26 protein-coding genes are annotated in these 26885 nt (G+C 53.0%); 16 read left to right on the top strand and 10 right to left on the bottom strand.

The window, feature by feature from the left end; genetic code table 11:
• Nucleotides 1-105 precede the first annotated feature (105 nt).
• The 3 genes from mtlA (at nucleotide 106) to mtlR (ending at nucleotide 3883) form a co-directional block, all read left to right on the top strand.
• Nucleotides 106-2019 carry a PTS mannitol transporter subunit IICBA gene (gene mtlA, locus FDW98_RS22425; protein ID WP_096759109.1) on the top strand — a complete coding sequence of 638 codons (1914 nt, stop codon included), beginning with the start codon at nucleotides 106-108 and terminating at the stop codon, nucleotides 2017-2019.
• Nucleotides 2020-2147: 128 nt separating this feature from the next.
• A complete protein-coding gene (gene mtlD, locus FDW98_RS22420) occupies nucleotides 2148-3296 on the top strand; it encodes a mannitol-1-phosphate 5-dehydrogenase (protein ID WP_096759108.1) in 1149 nt (382 codons plus the stop codon).
• Complete coding sequence (mtlR, locus tag FDW98_RS22415; RefSeq protein WP_096759107.1) at nucleotides 3293-3883, top strand: mannitol operon repressor MtlR; 591 nt, start codon at nucleotides 3293-3295, stop codon at nucleotides 3881-3883. Before mtlD ends, mtlR begins: the two co-directional genes overlap by 4 nt.
• Nucleotides 3884-3895: 12 nt before the next feature.
• On the opposite strand, the gene FDW98_RS22410 is transcribed toward mtlR, so the two are convergent.
• Nucleotides 3896-4102, bottom strand: a complete 207-nt coding sequence (locus FDW98_RS22410) for a hypothetical protein (protein WP_096759106.1) — start codon at nucleotides 4100-4102, stop codon at nucleotides 3896-3898.
• A gap of 292 nt (nucleotides 4103-4394) precedes the next feature.
• On the opposite strand from FDW98_RS22410, the gene FDW98_RS22405 reads away from it, so the two are divergent.
• The 6 genes from FDW98_RS22405 to trmL all read left to right on the top strand — a co-directional run bounded on the left by FDW98_RS22405 (nucleotide 4395) and on the right by trmL (nucleotide 10706).
• Nucleotides 4395-4757 carry a YibL family ribosome-associated protein gene (locus FDW98_RS22405; protein WP_096759105.1) on the top strand — a complete coding sequence of 121 codons (363 nt, stop codon included), beginning with the start codon at nucleotides 4395-4397 and terminating at the stop codon, nucleotides 4755-4757.
• Nucleotides 4758-5018: 261 nt separating this feature from the next.
• A complete protein-coding gene (lldP, locus tag FDW98_RS22400) occupies nucleotides 5019-6674 on the top strand; it encodes an L-lactate permease (protein WP_096759104.1) in 1656 nt (551 codons plus the stop codon).
• Nucleotides 6671-7447, top strand: a complete 777-nt coding sequence (lldR, locus tag FDW98_RS22395) for a transcriptional regulator LldR (protein ID WP_096759103.1) — start codon at nucleotides 6671-6673, stop codon at nucleotides 7445-7447. The genes lldP and lldR overlap by 4 nt, the downstream gene beginning before the upstream one ends.
• Nucleotides 7444-8634 carry an FMN-dependent L-lactate dehydrogenase LldD gene (gene lldD / locus FDW98_RS22390; protein ID WP_096759102.1) on the top strand — a complete coding sequence of 397 codons (1191 nt, stop codon included), beginning with the start codon at nucleotides 7444-7446 and terminating at the stop codon, nucleotides 8632-8634. The genes lldR and lldD overlap by 4 nt, the downstream gene beginning before the upstream one ends.
• A 211-nt stretch (nucleotides 8635-8845) precedes the next feature.
• Nucleotides 8846-10186: an aromatic acid/H+ symport family MFS transporter gene (locus FDW98_RS22385; RefSeq protein WP_096759101.1), complete on the top strand. Its 1341-nt coding sequence runs from the start codon at nucleotides 8846-8848 to the stop codon at nucleotides 10184-10186.
• A 46-nt stretch (nucleotides 10187-10232) separates the two neighbouring features.
• Nucleotides 10233-10706 (top strand): tRNA (uridine(34)/cytosine(34)/5-carboxymethylaminomethyluridine(34)-2'-O)-methyltransferase TrmL, encoded by a 474-nt coding sequence (trmL, locus tag FDW98_RS22380; RefSeq protein ID WP_003827329.1) that lies wholly within the window; start codon nucleotides 10233-10235, stop codon nucleotides 10704-10706.
• A 180-nt stretch (nucleotides 10707-10886) separates the two neighbouring features.
• Here the strand turns inward: trmL and cysE are convergent, their stop codons facing one another.
• From cysE to FDW98_RS22355, 5 genes are all read right to left on the bottom strand, one after another.
• A complete protein-coding gene (gene cysE / locus FDW98_RS22375) occupies nucleotides 10887-11708 on the bottom strand; it encodes a serine O-acetyltransferase (protein ID WP_096759099.1) in 822 nt (273 codons plus the stop codon).
• Nucleotides 11709-11788: 80 nt separating this feature from the next.
• On the bottom strand, nucleotides 11789-12808 hold the full coding sequence (gpsA, locus tag FDW98_RS22370; protein ID WP_096759098.1) for an NAD(P)H-dependent glycerol-3-phosphate dehydrogenase: 1020 nt from the start codon (nucleotides 12806-12808) through the stop codon (nucleotides 11789-11791).
• Complete coding sequence (secB, locus tag FDW98_RS22365; RefSeq protein ID WP_096759097.1) at nucleotides 12808-13275, bottom strand: protein-export chaperone SecB; 468 nt, start codon at nucleotides 13273-13275, stop codon at nucleotides 12808-12810. Before secB ends, gpsA begins: the two co-directional genes overlap by 1 nt.
• 47 nt (nucleotides 13276-13322) lie before the next feature.
• Nucleotides 13323-13574 (bottom strand): glutaredoxin 3, encoded by a 252-nt coding sequence (grxC, locus tag FDW98_RS22360; RefSeq protein ID WP_003024152.1) that lies wholly within the window; start codon nucleotides 13572-13574, stop codon nucleotides 13323-13325.
• Nucleotides 13575-13602: 28 nt separating this feature from the next.
• The gene (locus tag FDW98_RS22355; RefSeq protein WP_096759096.1) at nucleotides 13603-14034 is read right to left on the bottom strand and encodes a rhodanese-like domain-containing protein; all 432 of its coding nucleotides are present in this window, start codon (nucleotides 14032-14034) and stop codon (nucleotides 13603-13605) included.
• Nucleotides 14035-14282: 248 nt separating this feature from the next.
• On the opposite strand from FDW98_RS22355, the gene gpmM reads away from it, so the two are divergent.
• From gpmM to FDW98_RS22340, 3 genes are read left to right on the top strand one after another with little or no spacing between them, the layout of a single operon-like run.
• Complete coding sequence (gene gpmM / locus FDW98_RS22350; RefSeq protein ID WP_096759095.1) at nucleotides 14283-15827, top strand: 2,3-bisphosphoglycerate-independent phosphoglycerate mutase; 1545 nt, start codon at nucleotides 14283-14285, stop codon at nucleotides 15825-15827.
• A gap of 33 nt (nucleotides 15828-15860) precedes the next feature.
• Entirely contained in the window at nucleotides 15861-17120 is a 1260-nt protein-coding gene (gene envC, locus FDW98_RS22345; protein ID WP_232058724.1) for a murein hydrolase activator EnvC, read from the top strand.
• A 3-nt stretch (nucleotides 17121-17123) separates the two neighbouring features.
• Nucleotides 17124-18056, top strand: coding sequence for a divergent polysaccharide deacetylase family protein (locus tag FDW98_RS22340; RefSeq protein ID WP_096759093.1), 933 nt, complete (start codon nucleotides 17124-17126; stop codon nucleotides 18054-18056).
• Here FDW98_RS22340 and FDW98_RS22335 read toward each other — a convergent pair whose 3' ends face one another.
• Nucleotides 18057-19091: a glycosyltransferase gene (locus tag FDW98_RS22335; protein ID WP_096759092.1), complete on the bottom strand. Its 1035-nt coding sequence runs from the start codon at nucleotides 19089-19091 to the stop codon at nucleotides 18057-18059.
• A 485-nt stretch (nucleotides 19092-19576) separates the two neighbouring features.
• On the opposite strand from FDW98_RS22335, the gene FDW98_RS22330 reads away from it, so the two are divergent.
• The gene (locus FDW98_RS22330) at nucleotides 19577-20263 is read left to right on the top strand and encodes a lipopolysaccharide core heptose(II) kinase RfaY (protein WP_096759091.1); all 687 of its coding nucleotides are present in this window, start codon (nucleotides 19577-19579) and stop codon (nucleotides 20261-20263) included.
• A 58-nt stretch (nucleotides 20264-20321) separates the two neighbouring features.
• On the opposite strand, the gene tdh is transcribed toward FDW98_RS22330, so the two are convergent.
• Nucleotides 20322-21347, bottom strand: a complete 1026-nt coding sequence (gene tdh, locus FDW98_RS22325; protein WP_096759090.1) for an L-threonine 3-dehydrogenase — start codon at nucleotides 21345-21347, stop codon at nucleotides 20322-20324.
• 9 nt (nucleotides 21348-21356) lie between these two features.
• Entirely contained in the window at nucleotides 21357-22553 is a 1197-nt protein-coding gene (gene kbl / locus FDW98_RS22320; RefSeq protein ID WP_096759089.1) for a glycine C-acetyltransferase, read from the bottom strand.
• Nucleotides 22554-22767: 214 nt separating this feature from the next.
• On the opposite strand from kbl, the gene rfaD reads away from it, so the two are divergent.
• From rfaD to rfaC, 3 genes are read left to right on the top strand one after another with little or no spacing between them, the layout of a single operon-like run.
• Entirely contained in the window at nucleotides 22768-23700 is a 933-nt protein-coding gene (gene rfaD / locus FDW98_RS22315; RefSeq protein ID WP_096759088.1) for an ADP-glyceromanno-heptose 6-epimerase, read from the top strand.
• Nucleotides 23701-23702: 2 nt separating this feature from the next.
• Nucleotides 23703-24749: an ADP-heptose--LPS heptosyltransferase RfaF gene (rfaF, locus tag FDW98_RS22310; RefSeq protein WP_096759087.1), complete on the top strand. Its 1047-nt coding sequence runs from the start codon at nucleotides 23703-23705 to the stop codon at nucleotides 24747-24749.
• Between the two features lie 3 nt (nucleotides 24750-24752).
• Nucleotides 24753-25715 carry a lipopolysaccharide heptosyltransferase RfaC gene (gene rfaC / locus FDW98_RS22305; RefSeq protein WP_096759086.1) on the top strand — a complete coding sequence of 321 codons (963 nt, stop codon included), beginning with the start codon at nucleotides 24753-24755 and terminating at the stop codon, nucleotides 25713-25715.
• A 39-nt stretch (nucleotides 25716-25754) separates the two neighbouring features.
• Here the strand turns inward: rfaC and FDW98_RS22300 are convergent, their stop codons facing one another.
• Entirely contained in the window at nucleotides 25755-26861 is a 1107-nt protein-coding gene (locus tag FDW98_RS22300) for a glycosyltransferase family 9 protein (protein WP_096759085.1), read from the bottom strand.
• Between the last annotated feature and the right edge of the window lie 24 nt (nucleotides 26862-26885).

Raw genomic sequence — 26885 nt, 5'->3', positions numbered from 1 at the left:
GCCAGATTTCGCAGTATCTACAGGGTCCGGCTACCTCCTGCCGCTACATTAACAAACCTCGGGCTTTCAGCCTGCGCGATAGCAAACATAAGAAGGGGTGTTTTTATGTCATCCGATATTAAGATCAAAGTGCAAAGCTTTGGTCGATTCCTCAGCAACATGGTGATGCCGAATATCGGCGCGTTTATCGCGTGGGGTATTATCACCGCATTATTCATTCCGACAGGGTGGTTGCCGAGCGAAACGCTGGCGAAGCTCGTTGGCCCTATGATCACCTATCTTCTGCCGCTGCTGATTGGTTATACCGGCGGTAAATTAGTGGGTGGCGATCGCGGCGGTGTGGTCGGTGCCATCACCACAATGGGTGTGATCGTCGGTGCCGATATGCCGATGTTCCTCGGCGCAATGATTGCCGGTCCGTTGGGCGGCTGGGCGATTAAACACTTCGATAACTGGGTTGACGGTAAGATTAAATCCGGCTTTGAGATGCTGGTGAACAACTTCTCCGCCGGCATCATCGGGATGATCCTCGCTATCCTGGCGTTCCTCGGCATTGGCCCACTGGTTGAAGCCCTGTCCAAAATTCTGGCAGCAGGCGTTAACTTCATGGTTGTCCATGACATGCTGCCGCTGGCGTCTATCTTTGTTGAACCGGCGAAAATCCTGTTCCTCAACAACGCCATCAACCACGGTATTTTCTCACCGCTGGGCATTCAGCAGTCCCATGAGATGGGCAAATCCATCTTCTTCCTGATTGAAGCAAACCCGGGTCCGGGTATGGGCGTCCTGCTGGCGTACATGTTCTTCGGTCGCGGTAGCGCTAAACAGTCTGCGGGCGGTGCGGCTATCATCCACTTCCTGGGCGGTATCCACGAAATCTACTTCCCGTACGTGCTGATGAACCCACGTCTGATCCTGGCCGTTATCCTCGGCGGTATGACCGGCGTATTTACGCTGACTATCCTCGGCGGCGGTCTGGTTTCTCCGGCCTCTCCGGGCTCTATCCTGGCCGTACTGGCCATGACGCCAAAAGGCGCGTACTTCGCTAACATCGCGGCAATCTGTGCGGCCATGGCGGTCTCCTTTGTGGTCTCAGCCATTCTGCTGAAAACCAGCAAAGTGAAAGAAGAAGATGACATTGATGCAGCGACCCGTCGCATGCACGACATGAAAGCAGAATCCAAAGGTTCATCTCCGCTGTCTGCGGGCGATGTCACCAACGACCTGAGCCATGTGCGTAAAATCATCGTTGCCTGTGATGCCGGTATGGGCTCCAGCGCAATGGGTGCAGGCGTACTGCGCAAGAAAGTGCAGGATGCCGGTCTGTCTCAGATCTCCGTCACCAACAGCGCGATTAACAATCTGCCGCCGGATGTGGATCTGGTCATTACACACCGTGACCTGACCGAACGCGCTATGCGCCAGGTTCCGCAGGCGCAGCACATTTCGCTGACCAACTTCCTCGACAGCGGTCTGTACACCAGCCTGACCGAGCGTCTGGTTGCCGCACAGCGCCACAACGTTAACGAAGAGAAGGTACGTGACCACCTGAAAGACAGTTTTGATGAAGGTGATAACAACCTGTTCAAACTGGGTGCGGAGAATATCTTCCTTGGCCGTAAAGCCACCAACAAAGAAGAAGCCATTCTGTTTGCCGGTGAGCAACTGGTGAAAGGCGGCTATGTTGAGCCGGAATACGTCCAGGCAATGCTGGATCGCGAAAAACTTACCTCTACCTACCTGGGTGAGTCCATTGCGGTACCGCACGGCACCATCGAAGCTAAAGATCGCGTGCTGAAAACCGGCATCGTGTTCTGTCAGTACCCGGAAGGTGTGCGCTTCGGTGAAGAAGAAGATGATATTGCCCGCCTGGTGATTGGTATTGCCGCGCGTAACAATGAGCACATCCAGGTGATCACCAGCCTGACCAACGCGCTGGATGATGAATCCGTGATTGAACGTCTGACAAAAACCACCAGCGTAGATGAAGTGCTGGAACTGCTGGCAGGTCGTAAGTAAGCGTTATTGCCCGGTAGGACTCATGCTTACCGGGCCTACAAAATCCTCTCCCTTGTGGAGAGGGTTAGGGTGAGGGAAAAGCCTCACCCCAGCCCTCTTGGGTAAAAACATTAATGAAGGTTAATACTATGAAAGCATTACATTTTGGCGCAGGTAATATCGGTCGTGGCTTTATCGGCAAACTGCTGGCAGACGCGGGGATACAACTGACGTTTGCGGATGTAAATCAGGTGGTTCTCGACGCCCTGAATGCCCGTCATAGCTATCAGGTTCATGTTGTCGGTGAAAATGAGCAGGTTGATACCGTTTCCGGCGTTAACGCCGTCAGCAGCATCGGCGACGATGTCGTTGAACTGATTGCCCAGGTTGATCTCGTGACCACCGCGGTTGGTCCGGTCGTGCTGGAACGCATTGCGCCTGCCATCGCCAAAGGGCTGGTCAAGCGTAAAGCGCAGGGTATTAGCGCTCCACTGAATATTATTGCCTGCGAAAACATGGTGCGTGGCACCACCCAGTTGAAAGGCCACGTGCTGAACGCGCTGGACGATGCGGATAAAGCCTGGGTTGAAGAACACGTTGGTTTTGTCGATTCTGCCGTAGACCGTATTGTTCCGCCTTCCGCCTCTGCCACCAATGACCCACTGGAAGTAACCGTAGAAACCTTCAGCGAGTGGATTGTCGACAAAACCCAGTTTAAAGGCGAGTTGCCAAACATCCCGGGAATGGAATTAACTGATAACCTGATGGCATTTGTCGAACGTAAGCTCTTCACGCTGAACACGGGGCATGCTATAACCGCGTACCTCGGAAAATTGACCGGTCATCAGACCATCCGTGACGCGATTCTCGACGAGAAAATCCGCACAGTGGTAAAAGGTGCGATGGAAGAGAGCGGCGCGGTACTGATCAAACGCTATGGCTTTGATGCGGCAAAACATGCAGCATACATTCAGAAAATCCTCAGTCGTTTCGAAAACCCGTACCTGAAAGATGACGTTGAGCGCGTGGGCCGCCAGCCGCTGCGTAAACTGAGCGCAGGCGACCGTTTAATCAAGCCGCTGCTCGGCACGCTGGAGTACGGCCTGCCGCACGTTAATCTGGTGCAGGGTATTGCTGCGGCGATGCATTACCGCAGTGAAGAAGACCCGCAGGCGCAGGAACTGGCAGCGCTGATTGACGAAAAAGGCCCACAGGCCGCGCTGGCACAGGTTTCCGGGCTGGATGCCAACAGCGACGTGGTGGCGGAGGCGGTTAACGCATATAACGCAACCAAATGATCCACAGTGCGGCGCAGGTCAGCCTGCGCCCGAATATCAGATTGTCAGATATGCAGGCAATAATGGAACAAACGCAGGCCTTTGAAAATCGTGTGCTTGAGCGTCTGAATGCTGGCAAAACCGTACGCAGCTTCCTCATCACCGCCGTAGATTTACTCACCGAGGCGGTGAATATCCTGGTGCTTCAGGTATTTCGCAAAGACGACTACGCGGTTAAATATGCAGTGGAACCGTTGCTCGACGGCGACGGGCCGCTGGGCGATCTGTCGGTCCGTCTGAAGCTGATCTACGGCCTGGGTGTGCTCAGCCGCCCTGAGTATGAAGATGCGGAACTGCTGATGGCGCTGCGTGAGGAATTGAATCACGACGGTAATGAATATGCGTTCACCGACGACGAAATTCTCGGACCATTTGGTGAACTGCACTGCGTGACGGCGCTCCCGCCCCCGCCCCAGTTTGATACCTCAGACTCGGGTTTGTACGCCATGCAAATCCAGCGCTACCAGCAAATGGTACGCTCAACCATGGTGCTCTCTCTGACCGAGCTGATTTCTAAAATCAGCTTAAAGAAAGCCTTTCAGAAATAACGTCATACCGATTTACTTCTCATCCTGCTGCGGTCGATACAGCTGGCGATAGTACTCCAGACGCTGCAGATACAGCGGCACGTTTTCCTGCGGGACCTCAGAAGGCACCGTGTTACGCGGCGGCGTTTTATTCAAGTACTCACGAAAAGCCTGGCTTGACGCCATAAAATCGATGGTTTTATCAATAAGAATCGAAACGTTCTCGCCTATTTTCGCCATGATGATTCATCCTCCATGTATTATCCGCGACCCGCCTGCGCGGTCGATGGTTTAAGTTTAGGATCGGATGGTTAATTATATTGAGGAAAACGTGCTTCACTATGCCGCCACCGACAAAAAGCACCATCAACGATCTTATTTCTTAAAATCCCTTTTTAATCAAACAGCTAACATTTTCATTAGCGAAATAATACTTGCAGCATTTGATTATTTATCTTCGATTAGTTGAGAATAATCCCCCTCTGCGCGCATACTATAGGATATTCATCCTATTTTTAGCAGAAGCTATCCTATGAAAGAAGTCGAAAAAAACGAAATTAAACGTCTGAGCGATCGCCTGGACGCCATCCGCCACCAGCAGGCAGACCTGTCACTGGTTGAAGCCGCCGACAAATATGCCGAGCTGGAAAAAGAAAAAGAAACGCTGGAAGCCGAGATTGTGCGCCTGCGTGAAGTTCACGGTCAGAAGTTGAGCAAAGAAGCACAAAAGCTCAGCAAGCTCCCGTTCCGTCGCGCCATCACCAAAAAAGAGCAGGCCGACATGGGCAAGCTGAAGAAAAGCGTGCGCGGTCTGGTGATCGTACACCCGATGACCGAACTGGGTCGTGAAATGGGCCTGAAAGAGATGACTGGCTTTTCAAAGACTGAGTTTTGATCACCCTCCGGGCAACGTCCGTTTGCCCGGTCTCCTATTTCTCCGCCAATTGGCCCTACCAATTTTAGCCAGATCCGAATACCCCCTCACATTTCGTTAAAAATAACTTACAATGTCGTTGCCAATAAATAACATTTGATTAACCATTCGTTGTCATTACCCCTACACAACAATATTGGCAGGGCCACTTTTACACATAGTGTGACGACGAGATGAGCACAGACTCATTGCATTATGTCGGCGGCCCCCAGGAGACCTGCAATGAATCTCTGGCAACAAAACTACGACCCGGCCGGTAACATCTGGCTTTCAAGCCTGATTGCCTCACTCCCTATTCTGTTCTTTTTCTTCGCGCTGATTAAGCTCAAGCTGAAAGGTTATGTCGCTGCGACGTGGACGGTAGGGATTGCCCTGTTGGTCGCCTTGCTGTTCTACAAAATGCCGGTCGATCACGCGCTGGCATCCGTGGTGTACGGCTTCTTCTATGGTCTGTGGCCGATTGCCTGGATAATCATCGCCGCCGTATTCGTCTATAAGATTTCGGTCAAGACCGGGCAGTTCGACATTATCCGTTCCTCAATCCTGTCGATTACCCCGGACCAGCGTCTGCAGATGCTGATTGTCGGCTTCTGCTTTGGCGCATTCCTCGAGGGGGCTGCAGGATTTGGCGCCCCGGTGGCGATTACCGCCGCACTGCTGGTTGGCCTGGGCTTCAACCCGCTGTACGCCGCAGGTCTGTGCCTGATTGTAAACACCGCGCCGGTGGCGTTTGGCGCAATGGGTATTCCGATCCTGGTTGCTGGTCAGGTTACCGGGCTGGACAGTTTTGAAATCGGCCAGATGGTAGGCCGCCAGCTGCCGTTCCTGACGATTATCGTGCTGTTCTGGATCATGGCGATTATGGACGGCTGGCGTGGCGTGAAAGAGACCTGGCCGGCGGTAATGGTCGCAGGCGGCTCCTTTGCCATCGCGCAGTACCTCAGCTCTAACTTTATCGGGCCAGAACTGCCGGACATCATCTCTTCTCTGGTGTCACTGGTGTGTCTGACGCTGTTCCTGAAACGCTGGCAGCCGGTGCGCATCTTCCGCTTTGGCGACATGGGTGCTTCACAGGTCGATCAAACGCTGGCCCGCACTCACTACACCGCCGGCCAGGTGGTTCGCGCCTGGTCACCGTTCCTGTTTCTGACAGCAACGGTCACGCTGTGGAGCATCCCACCGTTTAAAGCGCTGTTTGCCCCTGGCGGCGCGATGTATCACTGGGTGGTGAATGTTCCGGTACCGTTCCTCGACAAACTGGTGGCCCGCATGCCGCCGGTGGTACACGAAGCCACGGCCTACGCGGCGGTATACAAGTTTGACTGGTTCTCAGCGACCGGCACCGCCATTCTGTTTGCCGCCCTGCTGTCTATCGTCTGGCTGAAAATGAAGCCCTCTGCCGCCCTGCAAACCTTCGGCAGCACGCTGAAAGAGCTGGCGTTGCCCATCTATTCCATCGGGATGGTACTGGCATTCGCATTTATCTCTAACTACTCAGGCCTGTCTTCGACGCTGGCATTAGCGCTGGCACACACCGGCAGCGCCTTTACCTTCTTCTCGCCGTTCCTCGGCTGGCTGGGCGTGTTCCTGACCGGGTCAGATACCTCTTCTAACGCACTGTTCGCGGCCCTACAGGCAACGGCAGCGCAGCAAATCGGTGTCTCCGATGTACTGCTGGTGGCGGCAAATACCACCGGTGGCGTAACCGGCAAAATGATCTCCCCGCAATCTATCGCCATCGCCTGTGCGGCAGTGGGACTGGTGGGTAAAGAGTCTGACCTGTTCCGCTTTACCGTGAAACACAGCCTGATATTCACCTGTATGGTGGGTGTGATTACCACGCTTCAGGCCTATGTCTTAACCTGGATGATCCCATGATAGTGATGCCCAGACGCCTGTCCGACGAGGTCGCTACTCGCGTGCGGGCGCTGATTGAAGAACAACAGCTGGAGGCGGGCATGAAGTTGCCCGCCGAGCGCCAGCTGGCCGTACAGCTCGGCGTGTCGCGCAATTCACTGCGCGAGGCGCTGGCAAAGCTGGTCAGTGAAGGCGTACTGCTCAGCCGTCGCGGCGGCGGGACGTTTGTCCGCTGGCAGCATGAAGCCTGGTCCGAACAAAACATCGTTCAGCCGCTGAAAAGCCTGATGGCGGATGACCCGGATTACAGCTTCGATATTCTCGAAGCCCGCCACGCCATTGAGGCCAGCACCGCGTGGCATGCCGCGATGCGCGCCACAACTGCCGACAAAGAGAAAATCAGGCTCTGTTTTGAGGCCACGCAGAGTGAGGACCCGGATCTCGCCTCACAAGCAGACGTTCGCTTTCACCTCGCCATTGCGGAAGCGTCGCACAACGTGGTGCTGCTCCAGACCATGCGCGGTTTCTTCGACGTATTGCAGTCCTCGGTAAAACAGAGCCGCCAGCGTATGTACCTGGTGCCACCTGTGTTTTCACAGCTCACAGCACAGCACCTTGCCGTGCTGGACGCGATTGTCGCCGGGGACGCTGATGGCGCGCGTAAGGCGATGATGGCGCACCTCAGCTTTGTCCACACCACCATTAAACGCTTTGATGAAGACCAGGCCCGCCAGGCGCGTATTACCCGTCTGCCCGGTGACCATAATGAAATTAGCAGGGAGAACAACTCATGATTATTTCAGCAGCCAGCGATTATCGCGCCGCAGCCCAGCGCATTCTGCCCCCCTTCCTGTTCCACTACATCGACGGTGGTGCCTATGCAGAGCATACCCTGCGCCGTAACGTCGAAGATTTATCGGAGGTGGCACTACGCCAGCGCGTGCTGAAGAACATGGCCGACCTGAGTCTGGAAACCACCCTGTTCAACGAAAAACTGTCGATGCCGGTGGCATTAGCGCCGGTTGGCTTGTGCGGCATGTATGCCCGCCGGGGCGAAGTTCAGGCCGCCGCTGCCGCTGACGCCAAAGGCATTCCGTTTACGCTTTCGACGGTTTCCGTCTGCCCGATTGAAGAAGTTGCCCCGACCATCAAGCGTCCGATGTGGTTCCAGCTGTACGTACTGCGCGATCGCGGTTTTATGCGTAACGCGCTGGAACGTGCTAAAGCAGCAGGCTGCTCCACGCTGGTCTTTACCGTCGATATGCCCACGCCCGGCGCACGCTACCGTGACGCACATTCCGGGATGAGCGGTCCGAATGCCGCGCTACGCCGTTACTGGCAGGCGGTAACCCATCCGCAGTGGGCGTGGGACGTTGGCCTGAACGGTCGTCCGCATGATTTAGGCAATATCTCGACCTACCTGGGTAAACCCACCGGCCTGGAGGATTACATCGGCTGGCTGGCAAACAACTTCGATCCGTCCATCTCCTGGAAAGACCTCGAGTGGATCCGTGAATTCTGGGACGGTCCGATGGTGATCAAAGGGATCCTCGATCCAGAAGATGCCCGCGACGCCGTACGCTTTGGCGCCGACGGCATCGTGGTCTCGAACCACGGCGGCCGCCAGCTGGACGGCGTGCTGTCTTCTGCACGTGCGCTACCCGCCATTGCCGACGCGGTGAAAGGCGATATTGCGATTCTGGCAGACAGCGGCATCCGTAACGGCCTGGACGTGGTGCGCATGATTGCACTGGGTGCGGATACCGTTCTGCTGGGTCGTGCTTACCTGTATGCACTGGCGACCCACGGTCAGGCAGGCGTCGCTAACCTGTTGAACCTTATTGAGAAAGAAATGAAAGTGGCGATGACGCTGACCGGTGCAAAATCCATTCGTGAAATCAGCCGTGACTCACTGGTACAAGAGCTGGGAAAGCAACTGCCCGCCGCACTGGCACCTCTCGTCCAAGGTAGCGCCGCGTAACCGTACCCCCGCAAAACCCTACACTCTGAATGGTCGGCCTGTTCTCAGCCCGGCCATTTTTTATGCAAAAAATAACGACCAGTTAACATTTACACTCAATATATTTGACAACTTTTTATTCACCTGCCAAATGTATATACAAGCTAATACAACAACAACCCACACAATAATAATCCACACGACAACAACCATCATAACGGGCGAGGGTGACATGGTTTATTCCGGTAAAGTGAATATCCAGCAGGCAATAGATGACAGTCCTTTTTCACGCTTTCATTGGGTCATCATCGTCCTTGGCTTTCTGGTGCTGGCCATTGATGGCTTCGACACGGCGGCGATGGGATATATTGCCCCTACCCTCTCAGCCGACTGGGGGATCAAGAAACAAGATCTCGGGCCGGTATTAAGCGCCGCGCTGCTGGGGCTCTCATTTGGCGCCCTGCTGGCCGGGCCAATTTCCGATCGCATGGGACGTAAACGCGTACTGGTTTTTTCCTGCCTGTTCTTTGGTCTCGCCAGTCTGGGCACCGCCTATGCCCAGACGCTGAATATGTTAACGTTTTGGCGGTTTCTCACCGGACTCGGGCTGGGTGCAGCAATGCCGAACGCCATCACGTTGGTGTCAGAATTTGCGCCAAAACGCTGCCGCTCGATGGCGATTAACACCATGTACTGCGGTTTCCCGCTCGGTGCAGCAGGTGGCGGGGTTATCTCCTCCTGGCTGATTCCTAACTACGGCTGGCACAGCGTCCTGCTCGCCGGGGCAATTGCCCCGCTGGCGCTGACCATCCTCCTGGTGTTATTTCTGCCGGAGTCGGTCAAGTATCTGGTCCATCGCGGGAAAGAGATCGCGCAAGTCAAACGAATTGCCCGTCGCTTTATGCCAGGTGATATAAACCAGGTCACCCATTTTTATCTGGATGAAGAACGGACTGACGTCAAAAAAGGCAGCGTGGCGCAGTTGTTCAGCATGCCGTGGCTGCCGGGCACGTTGATGCTGTGGATGACCTACTTTATGGGGCTGGTTATCTATTATGTGCTGCTGAGCTGGATGCCGACGCTGATGCTGGGAATGGGTTACCCGCTGGCAGAATCTGCCTGGCTGACATCACTGTTCACCTTCGGCGGTACCGCGGGGATCCTGCTGGCCGGCTGGCTGATGGATCGCAGGGAAGCGCACAAAGTCGTCTCCATCGGTTTTATCCTGACAATGCTGTTTGCACTGGCGCTCGGGTTTGAACATAACCACATCATTCTGTTTGGCGCCCTGATCTTCCTGATGGGGATCACCATGAACGGTGCACAGTCCGGACTACAGACGCTGGCGGCAACGTTTTACCCGACCCACTGTCGCGCAACAGGTATTGCCTGGATGCAGGGCGTGGGCCGCTTTGGTGGCGTCGCCGGGACCATGACCAGCGCCCAATTACTTTCTCTGCAATGGCAGGCTGACAGCATATTGATGTTCCTCAGCGTTCCCGCGCTGCTGGCTGCTGCCGCAACGCTTTATAAGCTGCAACGCTATAAACCGCAGCCTCTGACCGTCGCATAGTACCCGTCCTTTCTGCTATCCTGCCCCCCGTTATTAAGGGGGCAGTATGCTTAACATCGTTTTATTCGAACCAGAAATCCCGCCAAATACCGGCAATATCATCCGCCTATGCGCCAATACCGGCTTTCGTCTGCATATTATTGAGCCCATGGGCTTTACCTGGGACGACAAGCGCCTGCGGCGCGCGGGGCTGGATTATCACGAATTTACCGCCGTACTGCGCCACCCTGATTACGCCGCCTTTGTGGCTGCAGAAAATCCGCAACGTCTTTTTGCGCTGACCACCAAAGGGACGCCGGCCCATAGCGCGGTAAGCTATCAGGATGGTGATTATCTGATGTTTGGCCCGGAAACGCGCGGCCTGCCCGCCAGCATTCTCGACGCGCTGCCTGCAGAACAAAAAATTCGTATTCCGATGATGCCGGACAGCCGCAGCATGAACCTGTCTAACGCGGTGTCGGTGGTGGTGTATGAGGCCTGGCGCCAGCTGGGGTATCCGGGCGCGGTATTACGCAGTTGATTTACGTCGGATGCGGCTAGCGCCTTATCCGACCTACGTTAATTTGATATTATTCGTTTCGAGCGTTATCGGCGCAGACAGATTGAACACGGACTGCGCTTGCCGACCTGCGCGTACACGCAGTACGTGAGGATGACGAGCACAGCCCAGGTTCAATATGGTAAGTAAGATAGCTCGAAATCAGATGCCGTCGCCGCATTCGAACGTATGATGTATCCCGTTGAAATGCTGATCCATATCCATGGACGGCTTATCGCTGTCAGGTTTACCGACAATCCGTGCCGGAACGCCTGCGGCGGTGGTGTGCGGCGGTACGGGCTGTAAGACGACAGAACCCGCGCCAATTTTCGCCCCGCGCCCAACCTCGATGTTGCCGAGAATTTTTGCGCCCGCGCCAATCATCACGCCTTCACGAATTTTTGGGTGACGATCGCCGCCCGCTTTACCGGTCCCGCCTAAGGTGACGGATTGCAGGATCGAGACGTCGTTTTCGATCACCGCGGTTTCACCCACCACAATTCCGGTGGCGTGATCGAGCATGATCCCACGACCAATTTTTGCCGCCGGATGAATGTCGACCTGGAAAGTCACGGACACCTGATTTTGCAAGAAGATCGCCAGTGCCTGACGCCCCTGATGCCACAGCCAGTGGCCGATGCGGTAAGCCTGCAGCGCATGGAAGCCCTTCAGGTACAAAAGCGGGGTGGAATATTTATCGACAGCCGGGTCACGCGTGCGCACTGCCTGGATATCGCAGGCCGCCGAGGCAATCATTTCCGGATCGGCGGCGTAGGCTTCTTCCACCACTTCACGAATAGCAATCGCCGGCATGATTGGCGACGCAAGCTTATTCGCCAGCATATAGCTTAGCGCGCTGCCGAGATTCTCATGCTTGAGCAGCGTTGCGTGGTAAAAACTGGCCAGCATTGGCTCACAATCCGCCAGTGCCCGGGCTTCTGCTTTAATATTTTTCCAGACGATATCCAGTTCTTCACACGGCATTGCGTACTCCACAGAAGGTAGCAAAACGACCAACCCGTTCTACGCGGGTCGGGTCGTTATAGTAAAACGGTTCCTTACGGCTAGTGGCTGCTCCGCTCGTCCTTGCGTGCACGACCTAATAACGTCAATGCTGCCTCGCGCGCATTTTTTCCGCAATACAATACTTGATAAATTTCCTCGGTTATTGGCATTTCGACACCAAAACGGTGCGCCAATTCACGAACTTCTTTCGTATTGCGATAGCCTTCAACCACTTGGCCAATCTTGTCCTGCGCGCCCTGAACATCCATGCCCTGACCGAGCATCATGCCAAAACGACGGTTACGCGACTGGTTGTCGGTACACGTCAGCACCAGATCGCCCAGACCCGCCATGCCCATGAAGGTCGCCGGATCGGCACCCAGCGCCGCACCAAGGCGTGACATTTCGGTCAGCCCACGGGTGATCAATGCCGTACGGGCATTAGCACCGAAACCGATGCCGTCAGACATCCCTGCGCCAATGGCAATCACGTTTTTCACCGCGCCGCCAAGCTGTACACCAATGAAGTCCGGGTTACTGTAAACGCGGAAACTTTTGCCGCAGTGCAGCAGTTGCTGGAGATCGTCAGCAAACGTCTCGTCCGTAGACGCCAGCGAAATCGCCGTAGGCATGCCTGCAGCCAGTTCTTTGGCAAACGTAGGACCGGAAATCACCGCCAGCGGAATGGCATCCCCCAACGCTTCACGCGCGACATCCTGTAACAGGCGTCCCGTTTCTGCTTCCAGACCTTTTGTCGCCCAAACCAGGCGCGCATCAGAACGCATCAACGGTTTGATCTGACTCAGCACTTCGCCAAAGACGTGGCTCGGCACCACCACCAGAATATTACGGCTAGCGGCCAGCGCAGTGGCTAAATCACTTTCCAGGCGCAGCGTATCGGGAAAAGGCACATCAGGAAGGAACGCAACGTTGCAGCGATCGTGCTCGAGCGTTGCGATATGTTTGGGATCGTGGCCCCACAGGATAACCGGGTGGCCGTTTCTTGCCAGGGTAATGGCAAGAGCGGTGCCGTACGAGCCGGCACCAATCACAGTCATTGAAGCATTACTTTGATTCATCAGGCATCCTGATGTTCTTCAGTACCTTCGCCAGTCTGCTGCTGTAAATAGTTCATGAACAGCGCATCAAAGTTGACCGGTGCAAGGTTCAGCTGCGGGAACGTACCGCGTGATACCAGGCTGGTGATGCATTCACGGGCATACGGGAACAGGATGTTCGGGCAGTATGCACCCAGGCAATGCGCCATCTGAGTCCCTTCAATTCCGCTGATGGAGAAAATCCCGCCCTGCTGAACTTCGCACAGGAACGCCGTTTCTTCACCCAGAGAAGCCGTTACGGTGACACGCAGCACAACTTCATACACGTCATCTGCCAGTTGGGTAGATGCGGTATCAAGATCAAGTTTAACCTCTGGCTGCCAATCTTTCTGGAAAACATGCGGTGCATTTGGCGCTTCGAAAGACACATCCTTGGTATAAATACGTTGGATCTGGAAAGCCATTTCAGTGTTATTTTGTTCTGACATGTTTAGAAAACCCTTTAGTGTTGTCCTTTAAATACTATCCGTACGCCTTAACGCAGCAGGGGATCCAGTCCACCACGCGCATCCAACGCATACAAGTCGTCACAACCACCAATGTGCTGTGCATCAATAAAAATCTGCGGAACCGTCGTACGACCACTGCGTTTGATCATCTCTTCGCGCTTCACGGCGTCGCCGTCAATCGGAAGTTCCTGGAAACTCACGCCCTTGCTGTTCAATAGCGCTTTTGCGCGATGGCAAAATGGGCAGGTTGCTTTGGTGTAGATCTCGATGTTGGCCATGACTTATCTCCGATATTAACTTACGGTGTTACTTGCCACGTACCAGCGGGAGGTTTTCACCACTCCAGCCTGCTACGCCGTCTTTCAGCACGGACACCTGCTCAAAACCCGCTTTAATCAGCGCAGTTGCAGATTCCTGGCACTGCATGCCAGAACCGTCAACCACAATAACCGGTTTGGCTTTGTGTTTTTCAAGCTCGCCGAAGTTGTTGGCTTTAATTTCGCTCGGCAGCAGGTTAGTTGAACCGGCGATATGGCCTTTGCGGAAGTCATCACGCTGACGTAAATCCACAATAACCGCATCTTCTTTATTGAGAAGACGAGTGGCTTCGCCGCGGGTAATCACCTTCACTTTCGAGGTCAGGCTTTTGATGGTCGTAAATAATACAGCCGCCAGTAACGCAATCCAGGCGATACTCAAGACAGGGTGGCGACTAACAAATTGCATAATTTCTTGCATGGGGGGTAACAACTCCCGACTCAGTGATTAAAAAAACCAGGGAAAGAGTATACCTGCGCGTTGGCGCAAATACAGCCAGAGCGTGCATTGGATTGCATTTTTGCGGGGCGCTACGGAAAAAAAAACGTAAATCCGAGTCCTCCCTGACGTGCTATACCCCATTATTTGATCTTCGGGGGCTACTTTATCGATTCAGCTGTAGTAAAATTACGCAATTATTTTTATCTATTAAGTGTGAGGTTGTCGCAATGTCGGTTTCTAAAAAACCTATGGTACTGGTGATTCTTGATGGCTACGGCTATCGCGAAGACAGCCAGGATAACGCCATTTTTAATGCTAAAACCCCGGTTATGGATGCTCTGTGGGCCAAACGTCCACATACCCTGATTGACGCATCTGGTCTGGAAGTCGGCCTGCCTGACCGCCAGATGGGTAACTCCGAAGTGGGTCACGTCAACCTGGGCGCGGGCCGTATCGTGTATCAGGACCTGACCCGTCTGGATGTTGAAATTAAAGAACGGACTTTCTTCACTAACCCGGTACTGACCGATGCGGTCGACCAGGCGAAAAATAGCGGCAAAGCAGTACACATCATGGGTCTGCTGTCTGCGGGCGGCGTACACAGCCACGAAGATCACATCCTGGCAATGGTTGAGCTGGCGGCAGAACGCGGCGCAGAAAAAATCTATCTGCACGCCTTCCTCGATGGCCGTGACACCCCACCGCGCAGCGCTGAAAAGTCGCTGCAAAAATTCGAAGAAAAATTTGCCGCGCTGGGCAAAGGTCGCGTTGCGTCTATTATTGGTCGTTACTACGCCATGGACCGCGACAACCGTTGGGATCGCGTTGAAAAAGCGTATGACCTGATGACGCTGGCCCAGGGTGAATTCCAGGCTGACACCGCAGTAGCAGGTCTGCAGGCCGCTTATGCTCGTGATGAAAACGACGAATTCGTAAAAGCGACCGTGATCCGCGCAGAAGGCCAGGCCGATGCCGCAATGGAAGACGGCGATACGCTGATTTTCATGAACTTCCGTGCTGACCGTGCGCGTGAAATCACCCGCGCGTTTGTGAACGCTGACTTCGATGGCTTCGCGCGTAAGAAAGTGGTTAACCTCAACTTTGTGCAGTTGACCGAATATGCGGCCGACATCAAAACAGCGGTAGCTTACCCACCAACGTCTCTGGCGAATACCCTCGGCGAGTGGATGGCGAAGCACGACAAAACCCAGCTGCGTATTTCCGAAACTGAAAAATATGCACACGTGACCTTCTTCTTCAACGGTGGCGTAGAAGAGCCGTTCAAAGGCGAAGACCGTATCCTGATCAACTCGCCGAAAGTAGCCACCTACGATCTGCAGCCAGAAATGAGCTCCGCAGAGCTGACCGAGAAGCTGGTTGCCGCGATTGAGAGCGGGAAATACGACACCATCATCTGTAACTACCCGAACGGCGACATGGTCGGTCATACCGGGGTAATGGATGCTGCGGTTAAAGCGGTTGAAGCGCTGGATCACTGCGTTGAGCAAGTGGCCAAAGCGGTTGAGTCCGTTGGCGGCCAATTGCTGATCACCGCAGACCACGGTAACGCTGAGCAAATGCGCGATCCGTCTACCGGTCAGGCACATACTGCACATACCAACCTGCCGGTTCCACTGATTTATGTCGGTGGTAAAAACGTCAAAGCTGTCGATGGCGGTAAACTTTCCGATATCGCCCCGACCATGCTGACGCTGATGGGCATGGAAATCCCGCAAGAGATGACTGGTAAGCCGCTGTTCATCGTGGAATAATCCCTCCCCATGAGGGGAAAGGCGATTAATACCATCACATGGGCCGCAAAACCGCGTAGGTTTTCAGTCAGGCCCTTGTTATACGCCAGCGTGATTAGCGCTGGCGTATTGTTGTGCGCCTTTTCCGCCCACGCGGACGAACGCGACCAGCTCAAATCTATTCAGGCCGATATCGCGGCAAAAGAACGCGCGGTACGCCAGCAACAACAGCAACGCTCCACCCTCCTCGCCCAGCTTAAAGCCCAGGAACAGGCCATCGCCGTTGCGGCACGACAGCTGCGCGAAACGCAAAATTCACTGGCGCAACTGAATGCGCAAATTGCCGAAATGAACGCCGCCCTCGCGAAGCTGGAAAAGCAGCGAGCAGCGCAGGAACGCAGCCTGGCCGCCCAACTGGACGCCGCGTTTCGTCAGGGTGAGCACACCGGCATTCAGTTAATCCTCAGTGGCGAAGAGAGTCAGCGCGGGCAACGCCTGCAGGCCTATTTTGGCTATCTGAACCAGGCGCGGCAGGAAACCATCGCCCAGTTGAAGCAAACCCGCGAAGAGGTCGATTCGCAGAAGGCCGAGCTGGAAGATAAACAGAGTGAGCAGCAAACGCTGCTGTACGAGCAGCGCGCTCAACAGGCCAAGCTGGAACAGGCGCGTAACGAGCGCCAAAAAACGCTCGCAGGGCTGGAGTCCTCCATTCAGCAGGGCCAGCAGCAGCTCAGCGAACTGCGCGCCAACGAATCCCGCCTACGCAGCAGCCTTGCACGGGCCGAGGCCGCCGCCAAAGCGCGCGCTGAACGTGAAGCCCGCGAAGCACAGGCGGTGCGCGATAAGCAAAAGGATGCCTCGCGCAAAGGGTCGACCTACAAGCCGACCGAAAACGAAAAATCCTTGATGTCCCGTACCGGGGGGTTAGGTTCGCCGCGCGGTCAGGCATTCTGGCCCGTCCGTGGCCCAACGCTGCATCGTTATGGCGAACAGCTGCAAGGTGAGCTACGTTGGAAAGGGATGGTCATTGGCGCATCTGAAGGCACCGAAGTGAAAGCCATTGCCGACGGTCGCGTTATTCTGGCCGACTGGCTTCAGGGTTATGGCCTGGTGGTCGTGGTTGAGCACGGTAAAGGCGATATGAGCCTGTACGGCTATAACCAAAGCGCGCTGGTCAGCGTAGGTACGCAGGTGCGTGCCGGACAGCCGATTGCCCTGGTGGGTAGCAGCGGCGGTCAGGGCAGACCCGCACTCTATTTCGAAATTCGTCGCCAGGGTCAGGCGGTCAATCCACAGCCGTGGTTGGGAAGATAAGTTTTGCCTCAGTTTCGCCGCATAATATTATCACTCGCCAGCCTGCTGGCATTCGCTCCCTCTGTTTTTGCCGGTAAGCTTGCCATCGTGATCGACGATTTCGGTTATCGTCCGCACAACGAGAATCAGGTGCTGGCGATGCCTTCTGCGATCTCCGTTGCCGTTCTGCCCAATGCACCACATGCACGGGAGATGGCGACCAAAGCACATAACAGCGGACATGAAGTCTTAATCCATCTGCCGATGGCGCCTCTCAGCAAACAGCCGCTTGAGAAAGATACCCTGCGCCCGGAGATGAGCAGCGACGAGATTGAGCGGATTATTCGCGATGCGGTAAGCAAAGTGCCGTATGCCGTCGGGCTTAACAACCATATGGGCAGCGCGATGACCTCCAGCCTGTTTGGCATGCAGAAAGTGATGCAGGCACTGGAACGGTACGATCTTTATTTCCTGGACAGTATGACCATCGGTAACAGCCAGTCCATGCGTGCGGCAGGAGGAACGGGCGTGAAAGTGATCAAACGCAAAGTCTTCCTCGACGACACGCAAAACGAAGCGGACATTCGCCGCCAGTTTAACCGCGCGGTCGAACTGGCACGCCGCAACGGTTCCGCCATCGCGATTGGGCACCCTCATCCTTCGACGGTACGCGTATTACAGCAAATGGTTTATAACCTGCCCGCCGACATTACGCTGGTTCGCCCAAGCAGCCTGCTCAATGAACCACAGGTAGATACCTCTACGCCAAATCTGACGCCACCGAAAAACAGCACGCCTGATGCGCCGCGTAATCCTTTCCGCGGGGTGAAACTGTGCAAACCGAAGCAACCGTTAGAACCCGTTTACGCCAGCCGATTCTTTAGCGTGCTCAGTGAGAGCATCACCCAAAGCACGCTGGTACAATATATGCGTCTGCAGTGGCAGGGCTGGTCGTAATCAGTCTTTCAGACCCAGCGTGGCATGGGCCAGACGGCGCGGCGTCAGTGATTTATCGCGCCACTTGCTAAACCGGATGGCCCACAACAGCACCTGATAACCCAGCTTAACGCTGCAAATATTGCTCACCATTCGCTTGAACATACCCGATACAAACACCTCGGCAATCATGCGCTGGCGAATCTTTTCGTCTGGCTCTTTACGGATGCAATGGCACACCCGCAACGCTTCGTAAATCACCTGCTGCTTAAACTCAGGATAGATAGGGATACGGTTAGCGTAGCTATGATTAAGCTCGTCCAGCAGGCGAGTTATCTTAATATAGTGCCGTTGATAATTTAAATTCGCTTCACCCTGCCGCTTCATGTGGCTAATTGAACCGTCGTGTTGGTAGTATTTATATAACGGTTTTTCCGTATATTTCACACGAGTGGCATTAAACATAAATGCCGTACTCCACATGACATCCTGATGATGTAACCCAGGGATAAATCTTATATTGTGTTCTTTAATGAGGTCATTTCTATATACCCCCATCCAGAGAACATGCGTCCAGCGGCGCGAAGCAAGCCCCATACGCAACCAGTCCGGGCCGGAAAGGATACCAGTAGAGCGCAGGCGATCGGTTGGAATGGATATCCAGACTCGGGATGTTTCCCGCGAACTCCAGTCTGCATTGCCTTGTGCAACGTCAAGATTGTCCTGCAAAGCCATCCCCATCAACGTCTCATACATTTCCGGATAGACTTCATCATCGGCATCAACGAATGCGATGTAATCCCCCACGGCGACATCCAGACCAAGGTTACGCGCGACGGAGACGCCCTGATTGATCTGATGTAGCAGCCGAACATGGGGGTACTTATCCGCATAGCGTTGCGCAATATCGACTGAGCAGTCCGTAGAACCATCATTCACAATAATGATTTCGAGATTTTTCCAGGTCTGCGCAATTAACGACTCCATACAGTCACGAAAGTAACTACCGGCATTATATAGCGGAATAATAACGCTTAATTTATATTTACTTTGCATAGTAGGGTAATCAGCTAATCTATGGGATGGTCGTTACTCTATCACCCGATTATTAAGATATTATTAAGGTTTAAAACGACGCACAATTTATCGAAAAATAGGCACATATTCCTACTAAATTTTATTAACCACTTCATAACTTATTGTTTTACAAGTCTGAGTTACAGAAAATAGCACACATAGCTAACTCAGTTGTTATCTGAGTGTGGTCAAGGATTTTTGGAATGCGGATTTGATCTCTCTCACAAAATGAACAATACGCTGGCGATGATGGCCAGGTCATCCTTGTGGCCTCGATACTTTACGTCGAGATATCTTCATAGCCATATTGAATAAACCCATATTTTTCAAATGGATAAAATGCAAAATCATTATTTTCGTTCACTTCGCATAAAAGCATGTATTAACTAAACGTTAGTGGTAAATTATTGTATAATACGAAGCATTATTATCTCTACCAGATTAGATATACGGAGGCGAATTTAATGGATATTATTAAAACTGAATTAGATGGTTTTAACATCTATTTCAAGAAAAAAAATATCAACTTCCCTTCATTGATGGAAAAAGTAGCACACAATGAAATAAAAGGAAAACCACTGAATGCAGAAAATGGTTTTCGCAGCGTTTTTCTTGTCGAATACGAGAATAAAAAATTCATCGTCAAGAACGATCGCGAAATTGACCATCGCTTCGAGAAAAAAGTGTTAAACTTTATTTTCGGACCTTTTTATTCAAATATGATTAAGCGGCTTGGGCGGTTAACACCAGAGCAGCGTGCCTGCACCGCAGATCTGTACTATGTGGCTGAAAAATGTAAGTTACGTCAGTGTATTGAAGTATCTACCATTCATGAATATATTGACGGTGAACCCCTTACTGAGATTAACGAAAGTAACGCGCAGGATGTAAAAAATTGTATTATCAAACTTCACAATGCAGGTCTGGCTTCGAATGACATTCACCCCGGTAATTTTATTAGAACACCATCAGGTGAACTTAAAGTTATCGATCTCTCATGTAAAGGCAGTCTGAAAATATGTCAGGCGAACGATATCCTCACGCTCCGTAATAAATATAATATCGATATTCAGGGTCATGGTTTCGTTTATAACCTGATTTTATTAAAAGAAAAGTTTCGCCGACTCTCACGAAAAATTCGCAGCAAGTAAAAAATAGCCAGATATTTATCATATCTGGCTATTAGCTATTCATCCTGCCTGTTTAATACTAATCCCAGCTCAGGATCACTTTCCCTGACTGACCTGAACGCATCGCGTCAAAACCTTGCTGGAACTCATCGATGGAGAACCGATGGGTGATGATTGGCGACAAATCCAGACCAGACTGGATCAGTGCAGCCATTTTGTACCAGGTTTCAAACATTTCGCGACCGTAGATGCCTTTAATAAACAGCCCTTTAAAGATAACCTTCGTCCAGTCGACGGACATATCTGACGGCGGAATACCCAGCATGGCAATGCGACCGCCGTGGTTCATGGTGTCCAGCATGGCGCGGAACGCTGGCGGCGCACCGGACATCTCCAGACCCACATCAAACCCTTCGGTCATACCCAACTCGGCCATGACGTCGGTCAGGTTCTCTTTCGCTACGTTTACCGCGCGAGTGATACCCATTTTGCGCGCCAGCTCAAGGCGATACTCATTCACATCCGTAATGACAACGTGGCGTGCACCAACGTGCTTGGCGACGGCTGCCGCCATAATCCCGATAGGGCCCGCACCGGAAACCAGCACATCTTCTCCGACCAGATCGAACGACAGTGCCGTGTGTACCGCATTACCGAACGGATCGAAGATTGAGGCTAAATCATCGGAGATGTTATCCGGGATCTTGAACGCGTTAAACGCCGGGATCACCAGATACTCAGCAAAACAACCCGGACGGTTTACACCGACACCGGTCGTATTGCGGCACAGATGAGTACGCCCACCGCGGCAGTTACGACAATGTCCGCAAGTAATGTGGCCTTCACCCGACACGCGATCGCCGATTTTAAAACCTTTCACTTCCTGGCCGATGCCGACCACTTCGCCGATATACTCATGCCCAACAACCATTGGAACCGGGATGGTTTTTTGCGACCATTCATCCCAGTTATAAATGTGAACGTCAGTCCCGCAGATGGCTGTTTTACGGATTTTAATCAGCAAATCGTTATGACCGACTTCCGGTTCAGGAACGTCGGTCATCCAAATGCCTTCTTCCGCTTTCAGTTTGGATAACGCTTTCATTTCACATCCTCAGGCAATAACGCCCAGTTGTTTACCAATGCGTGTGAACGCGTCAACAGCACGCGTAATCTGCTCAGGGGTATGCGCCGCAGACATCTGGGTACGGATACGCGCCTGGCCTTTCGGAACCACCGGATAGAAGAAGCCGGTAACGTAAATGCCTTCTTTTTGCAGTTCACGGGAGAACTGCTGTGCAACGACTGCATCACCCAACATCACCGGAATAATCGCGTGATCGGCACCGGCTAACGTAAAGCCAGCGGCGGACATTTGCTCACGGAACTGACGGGCGTTTGCCCACAGGCGATCGCGCAGGTCATGGCCGGACTCAACCATTTCCAGCACCTTAATGGACGCCGCCACAATCGCCGGAGCCAGTGAATTGGAGAACAGGTACGGACGGGAACGCTGACGTAGCCACTCAACGACTTCTTTACGCGCGGCGGTATAACCACCGGACGCGCCGCCCAGTGCTTTACCCAGCGTACCGGTAATGATGTCGACACGCCCCATCACTTCGCAGTATTCATGGGAACCGCGGCCGTTTTCGCCGACAAAACCCACCGCGTGGGAATCATCAACCATCACCAGTGCATCGTACTTATCCGCCAGGTCGCAGACGCCTTTCAGGTTGGCAATCACGCCGTCCATCGAGAACACGCCGTCGGTAGCTATCAGCACGTGACGTGCCCCAGCTTCACGCGCTTCTTTCAGGCGCGCTTCCAGTTCCTGCATATCGTTATTGGCGTAACGGAAACGCTTCGCTTTACACAGACGAACGCCGTCGATGATAGAGGCGTGGTTCAGGGCATCGGAGATAATCGCATCTTCTGCGCCCAGCAGCGTTTCGAACAGGCCGCCGTTGGCATCAAAGCAGGAAGAATAAAGAATGGCATCTTCCATACCGAGGAACGCCGCCAGTTTTTGCTCCAGCTGCTTGTGGCTGTCCTGGGTGCCGCAGATAAAGCGCACCGAAGCCATGCCAAACCCGTGAGAATCCATACCCGCTTTTGCCGCTGCAATCAGTTCCGGGTGGTTAGCCAGTCCCAGATAGTTGTTCGCACAAAAGTTAATCACGTGGCTTCCATCAGCCACCGTGATATCCGCCTGCTGCGCAGACGTAATAATGCGTTCTTCTTTAAACAGCCCTTCCGCACGTGCGGTTTCCAGGTCGTTCGTTAACTGCTTGTAAAAATTCCCACGCATTGCAATTCTCCAGACTGGGCAAATTTCAGCACATATTACCCAAAGCTATACATTGATACGAGATGACGCGTTATCACTTCTTCAAAATGAAGCATAAATCACGTGTATCCGCACGGCTTGTCGGTGAATGGCTGAAGCCAGGGCCATGTAGTGATATGATAGAAGTATTCGTGTCTGAGATTGTCTCTGACTCCATAATTCGAAGGTTACATTTATGATCATCGTTACCGGCGGCGCGGGCTTTATCGGCAGCAACATCGTTAAGTCACTGAATGATAAAGGCATCACTGATATCCTGGTGGTGGACAACCTGAAAGACGGCACCAAGTTTGTTAACCTGGTGGATCTGAATATTGCTGACTACATGGATAAGGAAGACTTCCTGATCCAGATTATGGCCGGTGAAGAATTCGGCGATATCGAAGCAATTTTCCACGAAGGCGCATGCTCTTCCACCACCGAGTGGGATGGCAAGTATATGATGGACAATAACTATCAATACTCCAAAGAGCTGCTGCACTACTGCCTGGAACGCGAAATTCCGTTCCTGTACGCCTCTTCTGCAGCCACTTACGGCGGACGCACTTCTGACTTCATCGAATCCCGTGAATATGAGAAACCGCTGAACGTTTACGGCTACTCAAAGTTCCTGTTCGACGAGTATGTTCGTCAGATCCTGCCAGAAGCGGATTCGCAGATTGTCGGCTTCCGCTATTTCAACGTCTACGGACCGCGTGAAGGCCACAAAGGCAGCATGGCAAGCGTGGCTTTCCATCTCAATACCCAACTCAACAATGGCGAAACGCCAAAACTGTTTGAAGGTAGCGAAAACTTCAAACGTGATTTCGTCTATGTTGGCGATGTTGCCGCCGTTAACCTGTGGTTCCTGGAAAACGGCGTATCCGGTATCTTTAACCTCGGTACCGGTCGCGCGGAATCATTCCAGGCCGTGGCGGATGCTACGCTGGCGTACCATAAAAAAGGCAGCATTGAGTACATTCCGTTCCCGGAAAAACTGAAAGGCCGCTACCAGGCGTTTACTCAGGCGGATCTAACTAACCTGCGCGCAGCAGGCTACGACAAACCGTTTAAGACCGTGGCCGAAGGCGTAACGGAATATATGGCCTGGCTGAACCGCGACGCGTAAGTATGAAAATTTTGGTGGTTGGCCCGTCCTGGGTTGGCGACATGATGATGTCGCAAAGTCTCTATCGCACGCTCAAGGCGCGCTATCCCCAGGCGATAATCGACGTGATGGCACCGGCATGGTGTCGTCCGCTGCTGTCGCGCATGCCTGAAGTCAACGACGCGATTGCCATGCCGCTAGGTCACGGCGCGCTGGAGATCGGTGAACGGCGTAAACTCGGCCACAGTCTGCGTGACAAACGCTACGATCGTGCCTTCGTGCTGCCGAACTCATTTAAGTCAGCGCTGGTGCCGTTCTTTGCGGGCATTCCTCATCGTACCGGCTGGCGCGGTGAGATGCGCTACGGCCTGCTCAATGATGCACGCGTGCTGGATAAAGAAGCCTGGCCGCTGATGGTCGAACGCTACGTGGCGCTGGCTTACGATAAAGGCGTAATGCTTTCCGCGAAAGATTTACCGCAGCCGCTGTTATGGCCGCAGCTGCAGGTCAGTGAAGGTGAAAAATCACTGACCTGTAGCCAGTTCTCTCTTTCTGCTGAACGCCCGATCATCGGTTTTTGTCCTGGGGCAGAATTTGGCCCGGCCAAACGCTGGCCGCATTATCACTATGCGGAACTGGCAAAACAGCTGATCGACGAAGGTCATCAGATCGTACTGTTTGGCTCAGCCAAAGATCATGAAGCCGGTAATGAAATTCTGGCGACACTCAACACCGAACAGCAGGCATGGTGCCGTAATCTGGCGGGTGAAACGCAGCTCGAGCAGGCCGTTATTCTTCTCGCCGCCTGTAAAGCGGTAGTCACCAATGACTCAGGATTAATGCACGTAGCCGCCGCGCTGAACCGTCCGCTGGTCGCCCTGTACGGCCCCAGCAGCCCAGACTTTACTCCGCCTCTTTCCCATAAAGCACGTGTGATTCGCCTGATAACGGGTTATCACAAAGTGCGTAAGGGCGATGCGGCGCAAGGGTATCATCAGAGCCTGATTGACATCACTCCTCAGCGCGTTCTGGAAGAACTGAACGAACTGTTGTTACAAGAGGAAGCCTGACGGATGCGGGTTCTGATCGTTAAAACATCGTCGATGGGCGATGTACTGCATACGTTGCCTGCGCTAACCGATGCGCAGCGGGCAATTCCAGGTATTCAGTTTGACTGGGTGGTTGAAGAAGGGTTCGCGCAAATCCCATCCTGGCATTCAGCCGTTGACCGGGTGATCCCCGTGGCGATTCGCCGCTGGCGTAAAGCCTGGTTTTCAGCACCGATTAAAGCCGAGCGTAAAGCGTTTCGCGATGTGGTGCGTTTACAGCAGTATGACGCGATAATCGATGCCCAAGGTCTGGTTAAAAGTGCCGCGCTGGTGACGCGTCTGGGGCGCGGCGTCAAGCACGGCATGGACTGGAGCACGGCCCGAGAACCGCTGGCAAGCCTGTTTTATAACCGTAAGCATCATATTGCCAGGCAGCAGCATGCCGTTGAACGTACGCGGGAACTGTTTGCGAAAAGTCTGGGGTATACTAAACCGCAGTCGCAGGGCGATTATGCTATCGCGCAGCATTTTGTAAAACAGCAGACGTCTAATTCGCAGCCCTACGCCGTATTTTTACATGCTACCACGCGAGATGATAAGCATTGGACAGAAGCGCACTGGCGGGACCTTATTGCGCTGATACCGAAGACAGGGATTCGCATCAAGCTTCCCTGGGGAGCAGCGCATGAAGAGGAAAGAGCAAGAAGAATTGCGGAAGGATTTGATAATGTCGATGTATTGCCGCGGATGAGTCTTGAGGAAATTGCGCGTATCCTGGCTGGTGCTGAATTTGTGGTTTCGGTTGATACAGGTCTTAGTCACCTGACCGCCGCACTCGATCGGCCAAACGTTACACTGTATGGCCCCACTGACCCGGGGCTCATTGGTGGCTACGGTAAGAACCAATTAATGTGCATTGCTCCAGAAGGGAAACTGTCGTTACTCACCGCTCCGCAAGTACTAGCACACCTGCCGTCCGACGTATAGATCTGCACGCTTATCAGAACATGCAGAGCGTCGGTAAACTTACCGCAAGAATGGTTTTACATACACCATAATCTCTTCACAACTCACCTTCTCGAGCGCTGAACGGTACTTAATTTCATCCAGCGTCGTATAGGCTTTGTAAACTACTTTGTGCAATTGAGGGTCCTGATAGGGGCCATACAGATAGGGTGAGGTGATCACATACATACTCACTGTCGGTACCCGCATTGCCACAGCAAGGTGCATAGGACCCGTATCCGATGTTACCAGCAGATCCATATTCTTCACTTCCTGAATCAGCCCCTTAAGCGTCGTTTTACCGATAAGCGGTTTTACGCGGTCATGAAAGCGGCTATCCAGCTTTTGCAAAAATTCGTCCTGCAGAGGCACCTCATTCGGCGCGCCAATTAGGACGACACGCACATCATCATGGTCAAAAAGCTGGTTTGCGAAAGTGACAAATCGCTCAACAGGCCAGCATTTCTTAAAGGATGATGCCCCCATCTGAAAACCAATCCAGCGCAGCTTTGAATCTTCCTCGCTCACCGTTCGTTCGACAGGAAACGGCAGGTGCATACTGTTGTCAGGCTTTTCATTCAGCAAAGGCATAATGAGCTCCAGCTTTCGCTGAATAGTATGCCCAACAAACTTACTGATTCTGTTGGTCGCCCATTTACTCACGAGTGGGATGTCCTGCTTATCGTTATCTACAAAGACATACTTTGTGCCCGCAATGATGGCGCTAAGGAAATCGTAAGGTGTATGTGAGTGAAGAATTACAGTCAGATCTGGCGTTCCACGTTTTTTGATCTCTTTAACTAATACAGGGAGGGTAGTGAGTTTATTATCCCATGAGATAAGATCGTCCCAGTCACTTCCCCCTTTGAGGAAGTCATACATCTTTTTGTGGCATATCAAGGTGATTGCCGCAGAAGGATATGTCTGGCGGAGCGCATGAATTGCTGGAGAGTTCATCATGAAATCACCCAGCGCCGTTGAAGAATAAATCAGAATATTCTTCAGCTGACTTTTATCCTGATTTTCAAATTCTTGCTGACTAAAAGAAAAATCTTTCTTACGGGTATACATCATTAAAAAAAGATTAACCAGTAATAGCTGAATTCTTTTTTTCAATGCTCTAATCATTAAATAAAACCTATTTAATCTATC

The organism is Citrobacter sp. wls711, assembly GCF_005281055.1.
Lineage (GTDB): Bacteria > Pseudomonadota > Gammaproteobacteria > Enterobacterales > Enterobacteriaceae > Citrobacter > Citrobacter gillenii.
The sequence above is the reverse complement of the archived record's forward strand: the minus strand, read 5'-3'. Positions and strand labels throughout refer to the sequence as shown.

What these genes read in the sequence shown, in the direction of transcription:
- FDW98_RS22355 (WP_096759096.1), bottom strand. Translation starts at nt 14,034, where the DNA reads ATGCAAGAAATTATGCAATTTGTTAGTCGCCACCCTGTCTTGAGTATC.
- lldR (WP_096759103.1), top strand. Translation starts at nt 6,671, where the DNA reads ATGATAGTGATGCCCAGACGCCTGTCCGACGAGGTCGCTACTCGCGTG.
- trmL (WP_003827329.1), top strand. Translation starts at nt 10,233, where the DNA reads ATGCTTAACATCGTTTTATTCGAACCAGAAATCCCGCCAAATACCGGC.
- FDW98_RS22385 (WP_096759101.1), top strand. Translation starts at nt 8,846, where the DNA reads ATGGTTTATTCCGGTAAAGTGAATATCCAGCAGGCAATAGATGACAGT.
- rfaC (WP_096759086.1), top strand. Translation starts at nt 24,753, where the DNA reads ATGCGGGTTCTGATCGTTAAAACATCGTCGATGGGCGATGTACTGCAT.
- kbl (WP_096759089.1), bottom strand. Translation starts at nt 22,553, where the DNA reads ATGCGTGGGAATTTTTACAAGCAGTTAACGAACGACCTGGAAACCGCA.
- tdh (WP_096759090.1), bottom strand. Translation starts at nt 21,347, where the DNA reads ATGAAAGCGTTATCCAAACTGAAAGCGGAAGAAGGCATTTGGATGACC.
- FDW98_RS22300 (WP_096759085.1), bottom strand. Translation starts at nt 26,861, where the DNA reads ATGATTAGAGCATTGAAAAAAAGAATTCAGCTATTACTGGTTAATCTT.
- cysE (WP_096759099.1), bottom strand. Translation starts at nt 11,708, where the DNA reads ATGCCGTGTGAAGAACTGGATATCGTCTGGAAAAATATTAAAGCAGAA.
- mtlD (WP_096759108.1), top strand. Translation starts at nt 2,148, where the DNA reads ATGAAAGCATTACATTTTGGCGCAGGTAATATCGGTCGTGGCTTTATC.
- FDW98_RS22330 (WP_096759091.1), top strand. Translation starts at nt 19,577, where the DNA reads ATGGATATTATTAAAACTGAATTAGATGGTTTTAACATCTATTTCAAG.
- gpmM (WP_096759095.1), top strand. Translation starts at nt 14,283, where the DNA reads ATGTCGGTTTCTAAAAAACCTATGGTACTGGTGATTCTTGATGGCTAC.
- gpsA (WP_096759098.1), bottom strand. Translation starts at nt 12,808, where the DNA reads ATGAATCAAAGTAATGCTTCAATGACTGTGATTGGTGCCGGCTCGTAC.
- secB (WP_096759097.1), bottom strand. Translation starts at nt 13,275, where the DNA reads ATGTCAGAACAAAATAACACTGAAATGGCTTTCCAGATCCAACGTATT.
- mtlA (WP_096759109.1), top strand. Translation starts at nt 106, where the DNA reads ATGTCATCCGATATTAAGATCAAAGTGCAAAGCTTTGGTCGATTCCTC.
- FDW98_RS22335 (WP_096759092.1), bottom strand. Translation starts at nt 19,091, where the DNA reads ATGCAAAGTAAATATAAATTAAGCGTTATTATTCCGCTATATAATGCC.
- FDW98_RS22410 (WP_096759106.1), bottom strand. Translation starts at nt 4,102, where the DNA reads ATGGCGAAAATAGGCGAGAACGTTTCGATTCTTATTGATAAAACCATC.
- rfaF (WP_096759087.1), top strand. Translation starts at nt 23,703, where the DNA reads ATGAAAATTTTGGTGGTTGGCCCGTCCTGGGTTGGCGACATGATGATG.
- rfaD (WP_096759088.1), top strand. Translation starts at nt 22,768, where the DNA reads ATGATCATCGTTACCGGCGGCGCGGGCTTTATCGGCAGCAACATCGTT.
- grxC (WP_003024152.1), bottom strand. Translation starts at nt 13,574, where the DNA reads ATGGCCAACATCGAGATCTACACCAAAGCAACCTGCCCATTTTGCCAT.
- lldD (WP_096759102.1), top strand. Translation starts at nt 7,444, where the DNA reads ATGATTATTTCAGCAGCCAGCGATTATCGCGCCGCAGCCCAGCGCATT.
- FDW98_RS22405 (WP_096759105.1), top strand. Translation starts at nt 4,395, where the DNA reads ATGAAAGAAGTCGAAAAAAACGAAATTAAACGTCTGAGCGATCGCCTG.
- lldP (WP_096759104.1), top strand. Translation starts at nt 5,019, where the DNA reads ATGAATCTCTGGCAACAAAACTACGACCCGGCCGGTAACATCTGGCTT.
- mtlR (WP_096759107.1), top strand. Translation starts at nt 3,293, where the DNA reads ATGATCCACAGTGCGGCGCAGGTCAGCCTGCGCCCGAATATCAGATTG.